12 protein-coding genes are annotated in these 16,396 nt (G+C 63.2%); 7 read left to right on the forward strand and 5 right to left on the reverse strand.

Features of this window, described 5'->3' with window-relative positions:
* Positions 1-232: 232 nt before the first annotated feature.
* Positions 233-2,764, reverse strand: coding sequence for a hypothetical protein (locus ACQCST_RS01165; RefSeq protein ID WP_426997552.1), 2,532 nt, complete (start codon positions 2,762-2,764; stop codon positions 233-235).
* Between the two features lie 215 nt (positions 2,765-2,979).
* On the opposite strand from ACQCST_RS01165, the gene ACQCST_RS01170 reads away from it, so the two are divergent.
* From ACQCST_RS01170 to ACQCST_RS01200, 7 genes are all read left to right on the forward strand, one after another.
* Positions 2,980-3,315: a YnfA family protein gene (locus ACQCST_RS01170; protein WP_426997553.1), complete on the forward strand. Its 336-nt coding sequence runs from the start codon at positions 2,980-2,982 to the stop codon at positions 3,313-3,315.
* Positions 3,316-3,373: 58 nt separating this feature from the next.
* Positions 3,374-4,033 carry a DUF1345 domain-containing protein gene (locus ACQCST_RS01175; protein WP_426997554.1) on the forward strand — a complete coding sequence of 220 codons (660 nt, stop codon included), beginning with the start codon at positions 3,374-3,376 and terminating at the stop codon, positions 4,031-4,033.
* 330 nt (positions 4,034-4,363) lie between these two features.
* Positions 4,364-7,066: an AAA family ATPase gene (locus tag ACQCST_RS01180; RefSeq protein WP_426997555.1), complete on the forward strand. Its 2,703-nt coding sequence runs from the start codon at positions 4,364-4,366 to the stop codon at positions 7,064-7,066.
* Between the two features lie 303 nt (positions 7,067-7,369).
* A complete protein-coding gene (locus tag ACQCST_RS01185; protein WP_426997556.1) occupies positions 7,370-8,479 on the forward strand; it encodes a Gfo/Idh/MocA family protein in 1,110 nt (369 codons plus the stop codon).
* Positions 8,476-9,471 (forward strand): NAD-dependent epimerase/dehydratase family protein, encoded by a 996-nt coding sequence (locus tag ACQCST_RS01190; RefSeq protein WP_426997557.1) that lies wholly within the window; start codon positions 8,476-8,478, stop codon positions 9,469-9,471. The genes ACQCST_RS01185 and ACQCST_RS01190 overlap by 4 nt, the downstream gene beginning before the upstream one ends.
* 35 nt (positions 9,472-9,506) lie before the next feature.
* Positions 9,507-10,625: a DegT/DnrJ/EryC1/StrS family aminotransferase gene (locus ACQCST_RS01195; protein ID WP_426999044.1), complete on the forward strand. Its 1,119-nt coding sequence runs from the start codon at positions 9,507-9,509 to the stop codon at positions 10,623-10,625.
* 7 nt (positions 10,626-10,632) lie between these two features.
* The gene (locus ACQCST_RS01200; protein WP_426997558.1) at positions 10,633-11,313 is read left to right on the forward strand and encodes an acetyltransferase; all 681 of its coding nucleotides are present in this window, start codon (positions 10,633-10,635) and stop codon (positions 11,311-11,313) included.
* A gap of 589 nt (positions 11,314-11,902) precedes the next feature.
* Here ACQCST_RS01200 and ACQCST_RS01205 read toward each other — a convergent pair.
* The 4 genes from ACQCST_RS01205 to ACQCST_RS01220 all read right to left on the reverse strand — a co-directional run bounded on the left by ACQCST_RS01205 (position 11,903) and on the right by ACQCST_RS01220 (position 16,375).
* Positions 11,903-13,264, reverse strand: a complete 1,362-nt coding sequence (locus tag ACQCST_RS01205) for a M18 family aminopeptidase (protein WP_426997559.1) — start codon at positions 13,262-13,264, stop codon at positions 11,903-11,905.
* 35 nt (positions 13,265-13,299) lie between these two features.
* Positions 13,300-14,271 (reverse strand): intradiol ring-cleavage dioxygenase, encoded by a 972-nt coding sequence (locus ACQCST_RS01210; protein WP_426997560.1) that lies wholly within the window; start codon positions 14,269-14,271, stop codon positions 13,300-13,302.
* A 98-nt stretch (positions 14,272-14,369) separates the two neighbouring features.
* Entirely contained in the window at positions 14,370-15,062 is a 693-nt protein-coding gene (locus tag ACQCST_RS01215; protein ID WP_426997561.1) for a response regulator, read from the reverse strand.
* Positions 15,059-16,375 carry a sensor histidine kinase gene (locus ACQCST_RS01220; protein WP_426997562.1) on the reverse strand — a complete coding sequence of 439 codons (1,317 nt, stop codon included), beginning with the start codon at positions 16,373-16,375 and terminating at the stop codon, positions 15,059-15,061. The genes ACQCST_RS01215 and ACQCST_RS01220 overlap by 4 nt, the downstream gene beginning before the upstream one ends.
* Positions 16,376-16,396: the final 21 nt, after the last annotated feature.

A 16,396-nucleotide genomic window follows, 5' to 3' on the forward strand; every position in this document is an offset into this window, starting at 1 on the left:
ACCCACCTCCTTTGGGCTAAGCGGTTACGGCATTTCCGTAACAGGAGGTTCATTTGCGATGCCATGCAAAGCCCGGCCACCAAAACGGGGGCAGGGCGCAGCACAGACTTCAATATCTTAGTGCATTTGGACCGGTTTCGGCGATTCGCGCTTGACTCAGGTTATCTGGCCCGCATGCGGCAGCGGAAGCGGCGGACATCTCTATGTGGAAAACGTCCACGGGCCACTGCTGCTAGTAATGCGAGAGTTCTGCCACAACCGTGCCGGAATCCACCCGCACCGTGCCGTTTACGCTGAAGGCAACGGCGTCCTTTTCCGGCTTCCAGTCCGGTTTGTCGCTCATGTATGAGGCATTGCGTTCATAGCTGACGTCAGCGTTACCGGATCTCTTGGTGGCGATCCGCCAGCCGCCGTCGTACGACTGCTCCAGTGAATACTGCGGTTTTTCAGAGATGGCCCACTTGACGTTTCGGGTATCCGAGAACTCGTAGCTGACGAATGGGCAGCCCTTCGGCCGTAGTTCTGTGGACGCGGCGCAGGCAGTCAAGAACGCATCGATTTGCTTCGCCGCCTCCCTTTCCAGCTCCTTGCTGGCGGTGACCTGAAGCGTGGCAGTGTGGGGAGCCTGGGCTCCCGTTCCGGCCTGCACCTGGATCCGCCGTTCCTGCGCGGATACATACTGCTCCGAGGCCGGAATACCGACGGTGTATTCACCCGGGAAGGCCGGCAAGCTCACCGTGCGGCTACCAGGCTGACCTTTGTCGGCGATGTTTACAGTGACACCATTGACGGCAAACGCCCCAACGTCCGCGTTGGCCGACAGGAACACCGTGTTGAGGCGGTTTGATTTCAGTCTCCAGTCATCGTCGAGAACCTGCACTTCACCCGTGGACAGCGTGAACGGCACCTCGGTCCTGCGGCCGTCCTGCCTCAACTCCACACGCACACTCGCCGCATTTCCGGAGACCTCTGTGGAGAGCACCGTATAGCCGTCGATCCGTTGACCTGCCGCTTTGTAGATTTCATTGGTCAGGAGCGCGCGTTCATTCATGGGAACGTCAGGATCAGAGATACTCATGGCCTTTTCAGCATCCCCTTCCACCAGTGCCTGAAGATAGGCACCAACCACCTTGTCCGGGCCGTTTCCGGACCTGACCACATTGACTGCCACCAGACCGCCGATGCCAAGAGTCAATGCCAGTCCAGCGCCAGCAACAACCATGCCGGCACGTTTCCGGCCGGCCGGCGTAAGGATCTTCGCAGCTGGCTCAACAGGCATGACTTGGCTCCCTGTTGCCAGCGAAGCACCCTCCCGTGATTCCGGTGCAACTGTTCCAGTTTTTCCCTGGGCCAACAAGGGCACCGGCGCGTCAGCGTCTACCGGAACCGGTGGCGTCACGGGGACCCGCATGCGCGCCAGTCGCCGCAGAGCCGCAGGCACAAAAGGTAGGAAGTAGGGCGAAACAAACCGGGAAATGAGTTCCACCAAAAGGCCCCAGGCAAGGAACACCGCCGGCGACCACCACGCCGGAGCAAGGCTGAATTCGCCCTTCGCCAACGCGCCAACATTGAACACGGCTGAGGAGGACAGCAATGGAAGCAATAGCATTCCCAGGACAAGGTAGGCAGCAGGAACTCCAAACCAGCCCGCAATCCTGGAATTGTCGGCTTGTCCCCGGCGCAGAATGAGAACCGTCCCTGAAATCAAAGTGCAGATGATCGTCAACGCGAGCGCTCCGATCGCCATCCCGGTTGAGGCGGTTCCATCCAGCCCGTAGAACACATAATCGGATGCCGAATTTACATTGCCGCCCGTGAACTGTCGGCCCGCAGTGAAGACGCTCAGCCCACCCAAATGGCCCGCCACCAAGGCAAGACCTACGCCATTGAGAACCCAAAGCGGGGCTGTCAGAAGACCGGATAGGCCATTCGCTACCGCGGCAATGATCAACAGGGCGGGTATGGAAACAGCTGCGAATACCAGCAGGTGGCTGCTGACCACTGCAACAGGCAGGTTGAACAAGCGGGCAGATGCGGCCAGTCTGGAAGGCCCGTATATGCCTGCTGACGCGCGATTTCTGGCCGCCTTTGACAAGGCAACCCCGATGACGAAGGCGATGACGACCGGCCAGAAACCCGCGGCAGTGACCGGTGACACGGTGATTTCGCTCGCGGCCGGGTACTTCAGCGCTGACGCTGCGGCCACAACGTTCACCACTGCCGCATACACGACGCCGGTCACCAGTGACTGGGCAACCAGCTGCATCCGCGAACCCGAAGGTAGCCTGCGCTCAGCCAGCCAGCTGGTGGAATAAATGCTGATCATGCTGACGGCAAGCACGCTGAGAGGCACCACGAAGGCCGAGGCCCCGGCCCGGATGCTGCCCAAGAACGGCACGGAAGCCTCCATGGTGGCTGACAGCCCGCCAAGGTGTGCCATCGCAACAAGCTGCGATGCAAGCTGGCCGACCATGGCCCAGACATCGGGCTGATCCTGGCCGCTGGAGTTCAGCGACCCAGCAGGCAGCACCTCGCCTTGGTTGGTCGCGGCGATCCCGCTGAACGCGATGAGAAGCATCGCCAAGCTCGCAATGAAGACTATTGCGTAAGACGACACAGCCGCTGCGCCCCCTGCCCATAGTTTCCTGGCATCAATGGCAGCGAGCCAGGCGGGCAGTGGCGGATTGACCTGCGGGCTTTGCTCCGGCGGCACGGGCGCCGCGGGCAGGCCAGTGGACATGGGTTCGGAAACTTGCTGAGACATTATCCCCAATTTCTCTCTAATAAAGGCTGCGTATCAAGATCGAATCTATGGACAATCCCGCGGTCGTTCCAGTCACCTGAACCCGATTGTGGATAACTCAGCGAAGCTCCGTGCGCGGCCTATTTAGTCCGTCTCCTGCTGTAGTCTCAGCTCAAACCACGACGTCGGTGAACAGGGGGCACAATGGCGCGCAAGATTGAGGAAGTCCGGCCCGCATGACAATCCTTAAATCCGTCGTCCTCTTCGCTCTCGCTGCCGTGGCCGAGATCGGCGGGGCCTGGCTGATCTGGCAGGCCGTGCGCGAGGACAAAGCCTGGTGGTGGGCCGGGCTGGGTGTTATTGCTCTTGGAATCTACGGATTTGTGGCCGCCTTCCAGCCGGACGCCAACTTCGGCCGGGTCCTGGCGGCGTACGGCGGGGTGTTCATCGTGGGATCACTGGCCTGGGGGATGCTCCTGGACGGCTTCCGGCCGGACCGCTGGGACGCCATCGGCGCCGCCGTCTGTTTGGTGGGTGTGGCAGTGATCATGTTCGCGCCCCGACAGAGCTAGGCAGACATTCCCGCAAAGACATCCCCCGCCCGAACGTGGCGTTGGCTAAAGTACTTACATGACGACTAGTCCCGGAACACCGAGTATCCGGCGCAGCCGCCTGCGGTTTGTGGTGATGATCGCTGCCGGGCTGGCCGCGGCGCTGACTATGGGGGCGTCCGGCCACTGGCTGGAGGCCCCTGCAGTAGGCTGGGCCGCCGCAGCGCTGGTGTACGTGGGCTGGGTCTGGCTGGTGATCGGGCGAATGGATCCGCACGAGACCAAGTCCCACGCCACCACGGAAGACCCTTCCCGCGGCACAACTGACCTGCTCATCCTGATAGCCAACATCGCCTCCCTGGGGGCAGTCGCCGTCGTCGTTATTGCCTCGCATAGGGGGGACGGTGGCAGTCAACTGGGCGGTGCCGCCCTGGTGCTGGCGAGTGTGGCGCTTTCCTGGATGCTGGTCCAGACCTTGTTCACCCTCCGCTACGCCGAGCACTACTACGGCGGCCCCAGCGATGGCGGAGTCAACTTCAACCAGGACGAGCCGCCCCAGTACACCGATTTTGCCTACCTCGCCACTAGCCTCGGCATGACCTATCAGGTGTCGGACACCAATCTGGAGAACCCACGGATCCGCCAGGAGGCTCTCAAGCACGGCCTGCTCTCCTACCTGTTCGGCACTGTGATCCTGGCGGCCACCATCAACCTTGTACTGGGGCTGGCCGCTGGCTGACGGCTTAGGACGTCGGCGTAGGGCGCGGGCTCCGTCATAGGCACCGAATTTCCCGCAGTTTTCCACATCTCGCCGAAAAAAACCCGCAGCGATGTGGACCCTCTTCCCCTTGGCGGACGCGAAAGTTACTCTTGCTTCATTACATAACCGCAGGCCGCCGTTTCCAGTGGAAGTCCCGCTAAGACGAAGTGACAACCTAGGTGCCGGGGCACCAAACTGATCCGGGTATTTGCTGCTGCAGCCCAACCGTCCGAGTCCTGATCGGACGGACCGCATTGTTGAACAATCACATATCTTTTCGGTCTCCTTCTTTACACTATGGAGGACCGCGTGCTCCTGATAGATCGAGACAAAGAACTGGACCGGATTCTCGCTCTGATTCGGAGCCCCAAAGACGCCGCCCTGATCATTATCGGGAAACAAGGAACGGGCAAATCAAGACTGTTGGCTGAGATCCCGCAGTTGCACCACCACAGGACAGTCTTTCTGCGAGCCAACGCTGCGGAGTCCCACTGGCCCTATTCGGGTCTGACAGCGCTGTTGAACGGCCTTGACGACCCAATCCTGAGCCAGTTCTCCGAGGAGCTGTTCAAGTCCTCGACACCTGGCATTGAGGCCTCAGCCTTCGCCAGCCTGTTGCTCGGCGGGCTCCAGCGAAGAACCACAGTCCGCACAGTCATTGTCATTGACGACGTTGATGAGCTGGATCCAAGCAGCCAGACCGTCATCGGTTTCCTGGCACGCAGGCTTGCCGGTACAGGACTTACATGTATCGTCAGCATGCGCGAGGAGTCCAACAACAGCCCTTTTGCACACCTTCCATCCATGACGCTGTCAAATCTCGGCCCCAGCGAGACCGTCCGGATGCTGGAATCAATCCCGGTGCAGCGAACGTCAACGGCGGAGATCCACTACGTTGCCGCCGTTACACACGGAAATCCGCTCGCGGCCAAAGAACTATACGGGTATCTGATGGAACTGCAGCTGCGGGGAAAATATGCCTTACCCGTTCCGCTGCATTGGAAGAGCAGCTTCGATTCCGAGCTGGAGACCTCCATTGCGGGCCTCACACGGTTTGGCCGGGACGCTCTTGACCTGCTTTCTCTGACATACCGAACCTCACTGTCCACGCTGGAGAAAATCTCCAGCGATCTTTGGTCCGGTGTTGACGAGCTCCTCACGGCCGGCATCGCAGTCAGTTCCGGGCCGGACATTCGCGTACAGGACCAGCTTCTTCGTTCGCATGTTGTTGCTGCGATGTCCGCCACCGCCCGGACCGCAAACCATCAGGCTCTTGCGGACGCCACGGAATCCACGGATCCGCTTTCCCGCCACTGGCACGATACCTTCCTCACGGCGCAAAGGGAGACGTCGTTTTCACTGTTGCGTTGCGCCGTTGACCTGGTCAGAGCCGGAGAAACCCAGTTTGCCGTCGAGTACATCGAGCGTGCACTGACAATCAACCCGTGGGAAGGTGAAACGGCCGCACGCCTGGCGACAATAGCCGAGATGTTCTACAAGCGTGGAGAGTTTGTCTACGCCAAGCGATATCTTGACTGGGCGCAACGCATCACCCGCAACAGGAGCCTGACCTTGCGGCTGTGCGGGCTCAACTTCCAGATCGAATTCATGCGCGGAAGCACTGTGCGTCCCTATATGGTGCTGCGGCTTGTGAAGGAGTTCGGTCACCTCGACCCCTCGTATTCGTTCTGCCTGCTCTCCATAGCCGCCATCTATCATGCCGAACGCTGGGAACTCGAGGATGCCCGCGATCTCCTGGCCCACGCCGAGGCGTTTGTTGCCGTTGCCTCCAGCGAGGCCCTGGCTGTTAATAGCCGGGCCAAGCTTCTGGTGGAGGCTGTCAGCGGCCGCCGGAACCACGTGGCCAGGATCGACAACGTCCCCGAAGACAGCTCGGCCGCATCGCTGCTGCTGCAGGGCCGTGCACTCACCTACGCCGAGGACTACACGGGCGCCCGGGAAGTCTTTAATTTCGTCCGCAATCTCGGTGAGGTGAGTGACACCAACTGGACCGAGACGGCGCGGTATTTTGCCGCCGACAATGAGATCCGTTCAGGCAACTTTCGTGCAGCCGTTCGTCTGATCCAGGAAATCGACACTTCAGAAAGCGCCGGAAACTATCACCGTGGTGCACGAAATGCGTCCCTGCTGTGGCGGAGCCTCGTGCTGGGCGACGATGCCCTGACCCAAATCTGCCTCACCGAGGCCAGGCGCTTTGCCAGCAGTGAAAGCCACCCGGCAGTTGCTGCCCAGCTGGCTGCCTGCCAAGGCCAGTTTGCGCTCATGCGGGGAGATCTGGCTGAGGCACTCGCCCAGCTCACGCGGTCAGCAGAGATCGGCCTGAACTTTGGAAACCCGGCCCTGCTGCGGGGAGAGGCAGATCTCGTCGAGGTATTGGTGCGGCTGGGGCGCCACCGGGACGCAGTCCGCGCCCTGTCACGGTTGGAGAAGCGGGCAAACGGGTTGAATTCCCGCTGGTTGACTCTGTCAATTGCCCGGTGCCGTGCCCTGGTGGCCGACGGCGAACGCTCACTTGAGCTGTTCGGCAACGCCCTGGAAATATGGCAGAGCCACGATCCGGTGTTCGAACGGGCCCGGACGATTCTTTGCTACGCGGACCGGCTCCGCGCCCTCGGCTCCACAGCCGATGCCAAGGATTTCTACCACCGGGCCAAAGTCCTGTTTGACGAATCAGGTGCCTCGGCATGGATGCGCCATGTCGATTCCCTTCTCCTGGGCGAGCCGGCGGAATCGTCCTCGGCACCCCGGAATCCGGCACTGATGCTTCTGACGGACCACGAGCGTTCGCTTGCCCAAATGGTGGCACGGGGCCGCCGGAACAAAGAAATCGCGGCATCCTTGTATGTGTCTGTGCGAACGGTTGAAGTGCGGCTCACTGGAATTTACCGAAAGCTCGGCGTCCAGTCGAGATCCCAATTGTCGGCGTTGGTGATGGTCAAGGATCATGCGGAGCATCGTTCCGATGAGTCCGAATTTTCGCTCTTCACCTGACGCTCCGCCTCGCACCAGCGGGTATACCCGCAGTTCCCGCAGACTGCTCCGCACCATCCACAGAGCATGCCATTTTCCCCGCCGTTCCGGCCTCCACGGGAGTAATTTAGGGCTCACGGTTACAGAAACGGGGCTTGGCCATCGGGCCACACCAAGCGGGCTGGACTCAAACCATGGCTGGGTTCAAGCCCAAGTGGTTCGATGTGGAAAGGCCCAAGATGGCAAGATTTTCTGCGGCCCTCAGCGCGTGTCTCCCAGGTGCCCGGCGCCTACTGGCAACCGCATCCAGGGAAGGAAAGTGACATGAGTTCACCCGCGAATCCGTTCCACGTCCCAACGCATCGGAAGCCCGCTGCCAAACTCAGGGCCGCCGTCGTCGGAGCCGGGTATTGGGGGTCCAACCTGGCCCGCAACCTCAAGTCGAGTCCCGACTGGGACCTGGTAGCAATCTGCGATCTGGATCTTGACCGTGCAGGTAACCTGGCGGCCGTCCTGGACGACGTCCCCGGCGTCGAGTCCCTCGAGGAGCTGCTTGACACTGTCGACATCGACGCCGTGGCCATAGCTACCCCCGCGCGGACCCACCACGGAGCAGTCATGACGGCCCTTCGAGCCGGCAAGCACGTGCTGGTGGAAAGTCCGCTGGCTGACAGCCGCGCGCACGGGATGGAAATGGTGGTTGAAGCAGATGCCAACGGGCTGGTGCTGATGGCCGATCACACTTACTGCTATAGTCCCGCGGTGCTGAAGATGCAGGAACTGGTCCAGGCCGGTTCCCTCGGCGAGATCCTGTTCATCGACTCTGTGCGCATCAATCTGGGACTGGTGCAGCCGGATGTCGACGTCTTCTGGGATCTGGCTCCCCACGACCTGTCCATCCTGGATTTTGTGCTTCCTGGCGGTCTCCAGCCTTCGGAGGTTTCGGCCTTCGGCGCAGACCCGCTGGGAACCGGCCGCGATTGCGTAGGACATCTGAATCTCCGGCTTCGGAATGACGCAACCGCCCATGTGCACGTGAACTGGCTCAGTCCCACCAAAATCCGCCAGATGGTGATCGGAGGATCCCGGCGGACCCTGGTCTGGGATGACCTGAATCCCCAGCAGCGGCTGAGCGTCTACGACCGCGGCGTGACCCTGGACCGGCAGCCGCAATCGCCAGACGCACGAAAAAACTCCGATATTTCCTACCGTCTGGGTGACACATGGTCCCCGGCCCTTCCCGAACGGGAGGCCCTGGGCGAGGTAGTGGAGGAGTTTGCCCAATGCATCCGCAACAACCGCTCACCCCGGACAAATGGGGCCTCGGGCCTGCGCGTCCTCTCGGTTCTCGAGGCCGTGACCCGCAGCCTGGGTCTGGACGGCCAGTCTGCTGCCGTGGAAGGAAACGAAATGCGTCTGGAGGGGGTCCGATGAGCGAGTTAGAGGCCGCCCACGTCCTCGTGACAGGCGGCGCCGGAACTATCGGATCCACGCTGGTGGACCAGCTGCTCAGGGCAGGCGTGGGCCGGATTGACGTGTTGGATAACCTGGTCCGGGGGCGCCTGGCCAACCTGTCGGAGGCTTTCCGCAGCGATCGGGTCAACCTTGTGGAAGGCGACGTGCGCCGCCGGGATCTGGTGCACGATCTCACCAAGGGAAAAGACCTGGTTTTCCACCAGGCAGCAATTCGTATCACTCAATGTGCGGAGGAGCCCAGGCTGGCCCTGGAAGTGCTGGTGGATGGGACCTTCAACGTTCTTGAGGCGGCCGCAGAACATGGAGTGGACAAGGTTATCGCCGCATCCGGTGCCTCTGTGTACGGCATGGCTGATTCGTTTCCAACGCCGGAATCACACCATCACGCCAATAGTGACACGCTGTACGGCGCGGCCAAATCGTTTAATGAGGGTCTGCTGAAAAGCTTCCACGCCATGTACGGACTCGACTATGTGGCCCTCCGCTACTTCAATGTCTACGGCCCGCGCATGGACGTCCACGGCCTGTACACCGAAGTCCTGGTCCGCTGGATGGAACGGATCATGGACGGTGAACCTCCTCTGATTTTTGGAGACGGCCGCCAGACCATGGACTTCGTCAACACCCATGACGTGGCCCGCGCCAATATCCTGGCCGCAGCAAGCGATGTGCGTCGGGGTGTGTACAACATAGCCAGCGGTACGGAAACGAGCCTGCTTGGCATGGCACGGGCCCTGCTCAAGGCAATGGACTCGGACCTGGAGGTGGAACACGGTCCGGAGCGGCTGGTCAACGGCGTGGTCCGTCGCCTCGCCGATACCTCGGCCGCCCGCCGTGATCTCGGTTTCGAAGCCGAAGTCCCGCTAACGGAAGGGCTCCGTGAGCTGGTCCATTGGTGGCGGCCGCTCCGCACGGAAATCTCCACTTCCCGGAAAGCGGGCGTGCTGTGACTGCCCACCATGCCGCCCGGACGCGGATCAATGTCATGAAGCCCTGGCTGGGTGAGGAGGAGGCGGCCGCTCTGGCAGCAGTTATCAGCACCGGCTGGGTGGCACAGGGGCCACGGGTTCAGGAATTCGAGACGAAGTTCAGCAGCGCTCAAAGCGTCCGCCACGCCATCGCAACATCGAGCTGCACCACTGCGCTGCACCTCGCGTTGGTGGTGGCCGGAGTCGGAGCCGGGGACGACGTCGTCGTTCCTTCCCTGTCCTTCATCGCCACGGCGAATGCCGCCACCTACGTAGGTGCCCGGCCGGTGTTTTGTGATGTGGATCCAGTGACGGGAAATGTCACAGCGGGGACCATTGCTGCCGCCCTGACACTGGATACGCGAGCCGTCATTGTGGTGGACCAGGGCGGGATGCCCGTAGATCTGGACCCCATCCGCAGACTGTGCGATCCGCTCGGCATTACCGTGATTGAAGACGCAGCCTGCGCCGTGGGGTCCACCTACCGGAGCCGGCCCGTCGGAGCGGGCGCGGCGGTGGCCGCATGGTCCTTCCATCCGGGCAAGATCCTGACCACGGGCGAGGGCGGCATGTTGACCACCTCCCGGGCAGACTGGGGCGCACGCGCCCGCACGCTGCGGGAGCACGGGATGACGGTCTCTGCGAGCACCCCGCACGCATCCGTACTTGCTCCTCCCGAGCAGTACCTTGAGATCGGTTTCAACTACCGGATGACCGATCTGCAGGCAGCCGTGGGAATCGTACAGCTGGGCAGGCTAGCGGCGATCGTGGAGAGACGACGCAGCATTGCCGCGATGTACACCGAAGCCCTTGGACAGGTGGAGGGCCTGCGGGTCTCGGCAGACCCGGAGTACGGAACCTCCAACTTCCAGTCCTATTGGCTGGAAGTACTGCCCTCCTTCCCCACCGACAGGGACGGGCTGCTGGCAAGCCTTGCTGAAGACGGTATATCGGCGTGCCGGGGCATCATGGCGGCACACCGCCAGCTGGCTTTCTCCGGCCACGACAGCGGACGTGCCGACCTGGGCTTCACGGAGCGGCTGACGGACAACACACTGATCCTGCCGCTGTACCACCAGCTGGACAGCCATGAACAGGCCCGGGTCATTGACAGCGTTATGAAAGCGGTACGGTGATGGGGACGTGAGTGAGATCCTCCTACTCGCGGCCACCGGACTGGCCCGTGAAGTGCTTGCCATGGTCCGCAGCAGCGGCCAGTACGACGTCGTGGGGTTGTTGGACGACGACGAAGAGATGTCCGGTGTCTCCGTGGACGGGGCGACGGTCCTTGGTTCCATCGATGACGCCACGAAGTTCACCCACGCACTGTTGCTGGTGTGTCTCGGATCCGGGAAAGCCCGTGAATCCGTGGTCAATCGCCTCTCCGCGTTGGGGTTGTCAGAGGCGCGCTACGCCACAGCCATCGACCCTTCAGTGCGTACCCCGGAAGGCTGCAGGATCGGCAGGGGCAGCATCCTGCTGCAGAACGTCACACTGACGGCGTCTGTCACCCTTGGGGCGCATGTTGTGGCCATGCCGGGCGTCACGTTCACGCACGACGACGACGTAGCGGACTTCGCGACGTTCGCCGCCGGAGTCTCCATGGGCGGAGGCGTCCGGATCGGGCGGGCGGCGTACCTGGGCATGAACTCCAGCGTGCGGGAACGCACATCCGTGGGAGACTACGCCACCATTGGCATGGGGGCTGCGGTACTGAGCAACGTCCCCGACGGCCAGACCTGGGTAGGGGTTCCGGCGCACGCGATTGAACGCGAAAATGATCGCGAGATGACCAACGGAACGGCTTTCAACGGAACGGCGTGACTGTGACAACCGGACCAGGCCTGAACTGGGGCCGGCCACGGAAGACATCAGTTCCAAGCCAGGGAAATCAGGACGCCGGCACGGCCCTAACTGAGTGCGAACTATCTCTTCAACCAAAACTGGGTGTAAACCACCATTCCATCGGTAAGGTGATCTACACCATAAAGTTGCCTGCCTGAGTTGCCGGTACCGATCGCCGAACGTAGTCCGTTCCACGGACCGAACTTTTGACCATGACCATGAACAGGGCTGCAGCGCCGCCGGGCAAGATCCCGATCCCCGGCGGGACCCGGCCCGAATGGATGAGAAGAGAGCGGTAGTTCAATGACTGTTATCCTCCCGGAACCACGGCAGAACACCAAACACGGTTCTATCCCGGCCGAGCCGCCGGTGAAGCCGGCATGCAGAAACTGCGGCACTGACGCCTACCTGTTTTTTGAGGACTACCTCCCGGCGTCGTATTGCGCGAACGGCAGCGGGCTGCGGCCGCCCTCCGTGGCCCACACCTGCGGCAACTGCGGCGAGTTTCGCGCCCATGTCGTCCCGTACAACTGGAGCCCTCCCGGGTGGCACTGGTACGCCTGAGTCGTTAGGCGCGGGTGCGGAAGAACAGCTCAGTCACCTGCGCCAGACGATAGGGGTCCTCGACGCCGCACAGTTCACGGGCGGAGTGCATGGACAGCAGCGGCACGCCCACGTCCACGGTCCTGATTCCCAGCCGGGTGGCCGTCAACGGGCCGATGGTTGAGCCGCAGGGCATCACGTTGTTGGAGACGAACTCCTGGTAAGGAACCTCCGCTTGGGCACACAACCGGGCCCAGAGCGCAGCACCCGTAGCGTCCGTGGCATAGCGCTGGTTCGCGTTGATCTTCAGCAGGGGTCCGCCGTTGAGCACCGGGTGGTTGGCGGGGTCGTGCCGCTCGGAGTAGTTGGGGTGCACGGCGTGCCCGGCGTCGGCAGAAACGCAGAACGACGCCGCGAAAGCCTGCCGCCGCTGGCCCGCCGAAGCGCCAAGGCCGTCGGAGATCCGGACCAGCACGTCCTCCAGGATGGGACCGCAGGCACCGGAGCGCGAAGCCGAACCGATTTCCTCGTGGTCGAACGCGGCCAGCACGGCAATCGGTGTCCCGGCTGGCCCGGCCACAGTGCGGGACGAGTGCGCGATCAGCGCAACCAGTCCGGCATGGGTGGCGGACAGGTTATCCAACCGCCCGGACGCGAAGAACTCACCCTTGGCCCCGAAAACCGCAGGTGCCTGCGTGTCCGCAATAACGACGTCGTACCCGCCGATCCGCGCCGGATCCACGGCAGTGTCCACCGCGGCGTTTGCCGCGGCGCCTACCGCGGCGTTTGCGGCGGCGCCGCCGGATACGTGCTCAGCCAGCACGCCCAGCAGATCCGCGTCCGCGGGGTTGCCCAGGCCCCACACGGGGTTCATGTGCCGCTGTTTGTCCAGCGCCAGGCCGTCGTTCACGGAGCGGTCCAGGTGTATGGCTAGCTGCGGGAAGCGGAGCATGGGGCCGGTGGCCGTGAGGTGCTGGCTGCCGTCCATCATGACCAGGCGTCCGGCCAGCTGCAGCTCCCGGTCCATCCAGGAGTTCAGCAGCGGGCCGCCGTAAACCTCGACGCCGGCCTGCAGCCAGCCGTGGCTGCCAATGGTCGGTTTGGGCTTGAGTTTGAAGGACGGCGAGTCCGTGTGGGCGCCCATGATGTTGAAGCCGGTGGTGGGACCCGCCACTTCGGGGACCACCCAGGCGATCAGGGCGCCGTCGCGGACCATGTAGAAACTGCCGGCACTGCTCTCCCAGGGCTGAAGTTCATCCAGCCCGGTGAACCCCGCTTCATCCAGCCGCCGTGCGGCCTCGTGGACAGCGTGAAAGCTCGACGGCGACGCGCTGACGTAGGCGCCGAGGTCCTGGATGTGCTCTGTTGCGGACGAGTGTGAAGGCATGGCTTCGAGTCTAGCGCTGCGTACAGGAGACCCTCTCAGACCGTGACGTTGAGCCCGGCCGTGTAGCCGCCGGACACCGAGCCGGCCATGGTGGCCAGCTGGTAGATACCGCCGTCGTCGCCGAACACGTTGTCCGATGTGAGCGTGGTGTTGGGGAAGTTCCGGGCGCTGGATTCATACCCGGCAGAGGCGTAGACCGCTTTGCACGCGGCGTCCGTGAGTGCGATCTGCGAGACCGCCAGGATTTGCCCGGCCGTGGTGGCGTTGCTCATGGACTCGAAGACCTCGAAGTGGATGTGCGGCCAGCGGCCGTTGTAGGCACCGGGGTAGACGGTGGTGAAGGTGACCTGTCCGTTGGCATCGGCTTCCTGCACGCCGCGGAGGTAGTTCTCGTTCCGCAGCCCGGAATCGTACATGGAGTACTTGCCGTTGCGGTCGCAGTGCCAGGCGTAGACGGCGGCGCCGGCCAGGGGCACGCAGCCGCTGGAGTTATCCAGCAGGGTCAGCGTGACAGTCAGCGGCACACCCTCGGCCCTGGTGCTGGATGTTCCGAAGCTCGAGGTGATGTCCTGCCGGACTACCCCGGAGGCTTCCAGGACATTGGGGCCGTTGGAGCCGTCGCCGGGGTACGGTCCGGCCGTTTCCTTCGGGATCTCCACGCCGCACTCAGCGATGGCACGGGTCAGCGTGGGTGTCGCCGTGCTGGGTGTCGCTGTGCTCGGCGACGACGCGGAGGCGGCGGGCGCCGTCGTCGTTCCAGCTGCGCCGGCAGAGGCAGAGGCAGCGTTCGACGCCGTTGTGCCGGCTGTGGAGGATGAGTCACCGGGTGTGCAGGCCGCCAAGGCGACGGCGGCCGTTCCGGCCCCGAAGAACATGGCGAGCGAGCGTCGGCTCATCAGCGTGGACACATCGAATTCCAGGCCGCGGTCGTGGTTGGGGTGGGGCTCATCCGGGGGCGGTTGTTTTGGGGAACGAGGCTGTTTTCGGGAACGAGGTGAAGTGGTCATGAATCCATGGAACGCCCACCGGCTATGTCCGGGATAGCTCATTCCTGTGAACCCGCTGTGCGCTGCCGCAGAGGCATGGCCTGGCCGACCACCGGCCGTCAGTAATCCGGGTTGGACGGAACCACCAGGCCCGTTTCGTACGCGTACACCACTGCCTGGACGCGGTCACGGAGGTGGAGTTTGGTCAGGATCCGGCGCACGTGGGTTTTCACAGTGGCCTCGGACAGGAAGTATTTGTGCGCGATCTCGGCGTTGGACAATCCTTCCGCCATGGCCCCCAGCATCTCGGTCTCGCGCGGGGTGAGATCCTCCAGCAGCGGATCGCGCGGCGCAGGGCTCACGGCGGGCCGCTGCGCGCCCCGCACATAGGTCTCAAGCAGCCGCTGGGTGACCCGTGGCGCCACCACGGCGTCGCCGCTGGCCACGATTCTTACGGCGCTTATCAGTTCGGACGGTGCAACATCCTTGAGCAGGAAGGCCGAGGCGCCGGCCTGCAGCCCCGCGAACGCGTATTCATCGAGGTCAAAAGTGGTCAGGATGATGACGCGCGCGGAGGCACCGGAGGCGGTAATGGCGCGGGTTGCCTCGATGCCGTCGAGGACCGGCATCCGGACATCCATCAGCACCACGTCCGGGTTCAGCCCGCGGACGCTGCGCACGGCCTCGGCGCCGTCGGATGCCTCGCCCACAATGTGGAGATCGTCCTCGCCCTCCAGAATCAGGCGGAAGCCCATCCTGAGCAGCGGCTGGTCGTCCACCAGCAAGATACTGATGACGTCGGTACCCGTCATGACTTCCCCCTGTTGCCGTTCCACTCCAGAACGGCACACACACGCCAGCCGCCGTTCTTGGTCCGCCCTGCCTCCACGGTACCCGCGTAGATCCGGGCCCGCTCCTTCATCCCAGCCAGGCCCTGCCCGGAGCCCACGCCGGAAACCGCACCAGAACCCAGACCGGAACCCGCCGTGCCACCCTCAACGAACCCCTTGCCGTCGTCGAGCACTTCGATGGTGACCGTCGCATCGTTCCGGGCAATGCTCACATCCACCCGCCCCATTGACCGGCCGTAGCGCAGCACGTTGGTCAGTGACTCCTGAACGATCCTGTAAACGGTCAGCTGGAACGCCGCATCGTCCGGCAGCGCCGCCCCGGTGTGCGAATAGTGGAGCGGCAGCCCGGCGGTGCGGAAGCCCTCAAGGAGCTTGGCCAGGCTGTCCCCGGAAGCCAGCGGCTCCCGCGGCGCCTGCTGGCCTGATTCATCGCGCAGCACCCCCAGCACCCGGCGCATGTCCGCCAGGGCGGTGCGGCCGGTCCGGGACAGTTCACCGAGCACCTCGCCGGCCCGCTCCGGACTTTTCTTAACCACGACGGCGGCGCCGTCTGAGAGCGTGATCATCACGGTCAGCGAATGCGCCACAACGTCATGCATTTCCCGGGCGATCCGGTTCCGCTCGTTGACTGAGCCAAGCTGTGCTGTGCGGGCCGCCCACGCGGCAATCTCCTGTTCGTGCTCGCGCCGCTGGCGCACGGAGATGCCGATCCCGGTGGCGATCACATTGGACAGCGCAATACTGACTCCGGCCGCAATGGCAATCAGGAGGTGGTCGTGCTCCGGGGCACCGCTGTGCCCACCGGCCATGATCTCCGCCGGCTCCGCGCTCGTGAACAGGTACAGAAGGGCCAGCGGAGCTGTCACCACCGCAAGCGTTGTGAGTGAGAAGCGGCGGGAATAGGCCACGGCCACGGCGTACAGCGAAAACCAAAGCCCCGCCGAGACATTGGAACCCCACGGATGCAGAAGAGTAATGGCCACTTCGGCCACGGCAACGAAGGCCACCACGGCCACAGGAACGCGCCGGCGGAAAAACAGCGACCCGGCAACGGCTGCGAGCAGCAGCGCAGCCAGCCAATGGCCTGCAATGACGGCATCAACTGCGGTTGGTGTGACCAGCAGGACATAGCAGACCACCGCCAACGCGTCCATGACCCGGGGGTGTTCAAACAGATAGCTGCGAATCCGGCCGCGGCGCCTTGCCGTAATTTCCGCGAAGGACGCGCCCGCCTGGCTGGCTGGCGCGTCCTTCACTGGTAGGGCTTCATTCATCAGTTGTGCCTAGGAGTCCGG

It is taken from the genome of Pseudarthrobacter sp. N5, from assembly GCF_050157035.1.
Lineage (GTDB): Bacteria > Actinomycetota > Actinomycetes > Actinomycetales > Micrococcaceae > Arthrobacter.

What these genes read in the sequence shown, in the direction of transcription:
- ACQCST_RS01170 (WP_426997553.1), top strand. Translation starts at nt 2,980, where the DNA reads ATGACAATCCTTAAATCCGTCGTCCTCTTCGCTCTCGCTGCCGTGGCC.
- ACQCST_RS01190 (WP_426997557.1), top strand. Translation starts at nt 8,476, where the DNA reads ATGAGCGAGTTAGAGGCCGCCCACGTCCTCGTGACAGGCGGCGCCGGA.
- ACQCST_RS01175 (WP_426997554.1), top strand. Translation starts at nt 3,374, where the DNA reads ATGACGACTAGTCCCGGAACACCGAGTATCCGGCGCAGCCGCCTGCGG.
- ACQCST_RS01215 (WP_426997561.1), bottom strand. Translation starts at nt 15,062, where the DNA reads ATGACGGGTACCGACGTCATCAGTATCTTGCTGGTGGACGACCAGCCG.
- ACQCST_RS01220 (WP_426997562.1), bottom strand. Translation starts at nt 16,375, where the DNA reads ATGAATGAAGCCCTACCAGTGAAGGACGCGCCAGCCAGCCAGGCGGGC.
- ACQCST_RS01195 (WP_426999044.1), top strand. Translation starts at nt 9,507, where the DNA reads ATGAAGCCCTGGCTGGGTGAGGAGGAGGCGGCCGCTCTGGCAGCAGTT.
- ACQCST_RS01165 (WP_426997552.1), bottom strand. Translation starts at nt 2,764, where the DNA reads ATGTCTCAGCAAGTTTCCGAACCCATGTCCACTGGCCTGCCCGCGGCG.
- ACQCST_RS01210 (WP_426997560.1), bottom strand. Translation starts at nt 14,271, where the DNA reads ATGACCACTTCACCTCGTTCCCGAAAACAGCCTCGTTCCCCAAAACAA.
- ACQCST_RS01185 (WP_426997556.1), top strand. Translation starts at nt 7,370, where the DNA reads ATGAGTTCACCCGCGAATCCGTTCCACGTCCCAACGCATCGGAAGCCC.
- ACQCST_RS01205 (WP_426997559.1), bottom strand. Translation starts at nt 13,264, where the DNA reads ATGCCTTCACACTCGTCCGCAACAGAGCACATCCAGGACCTCGGCGCC.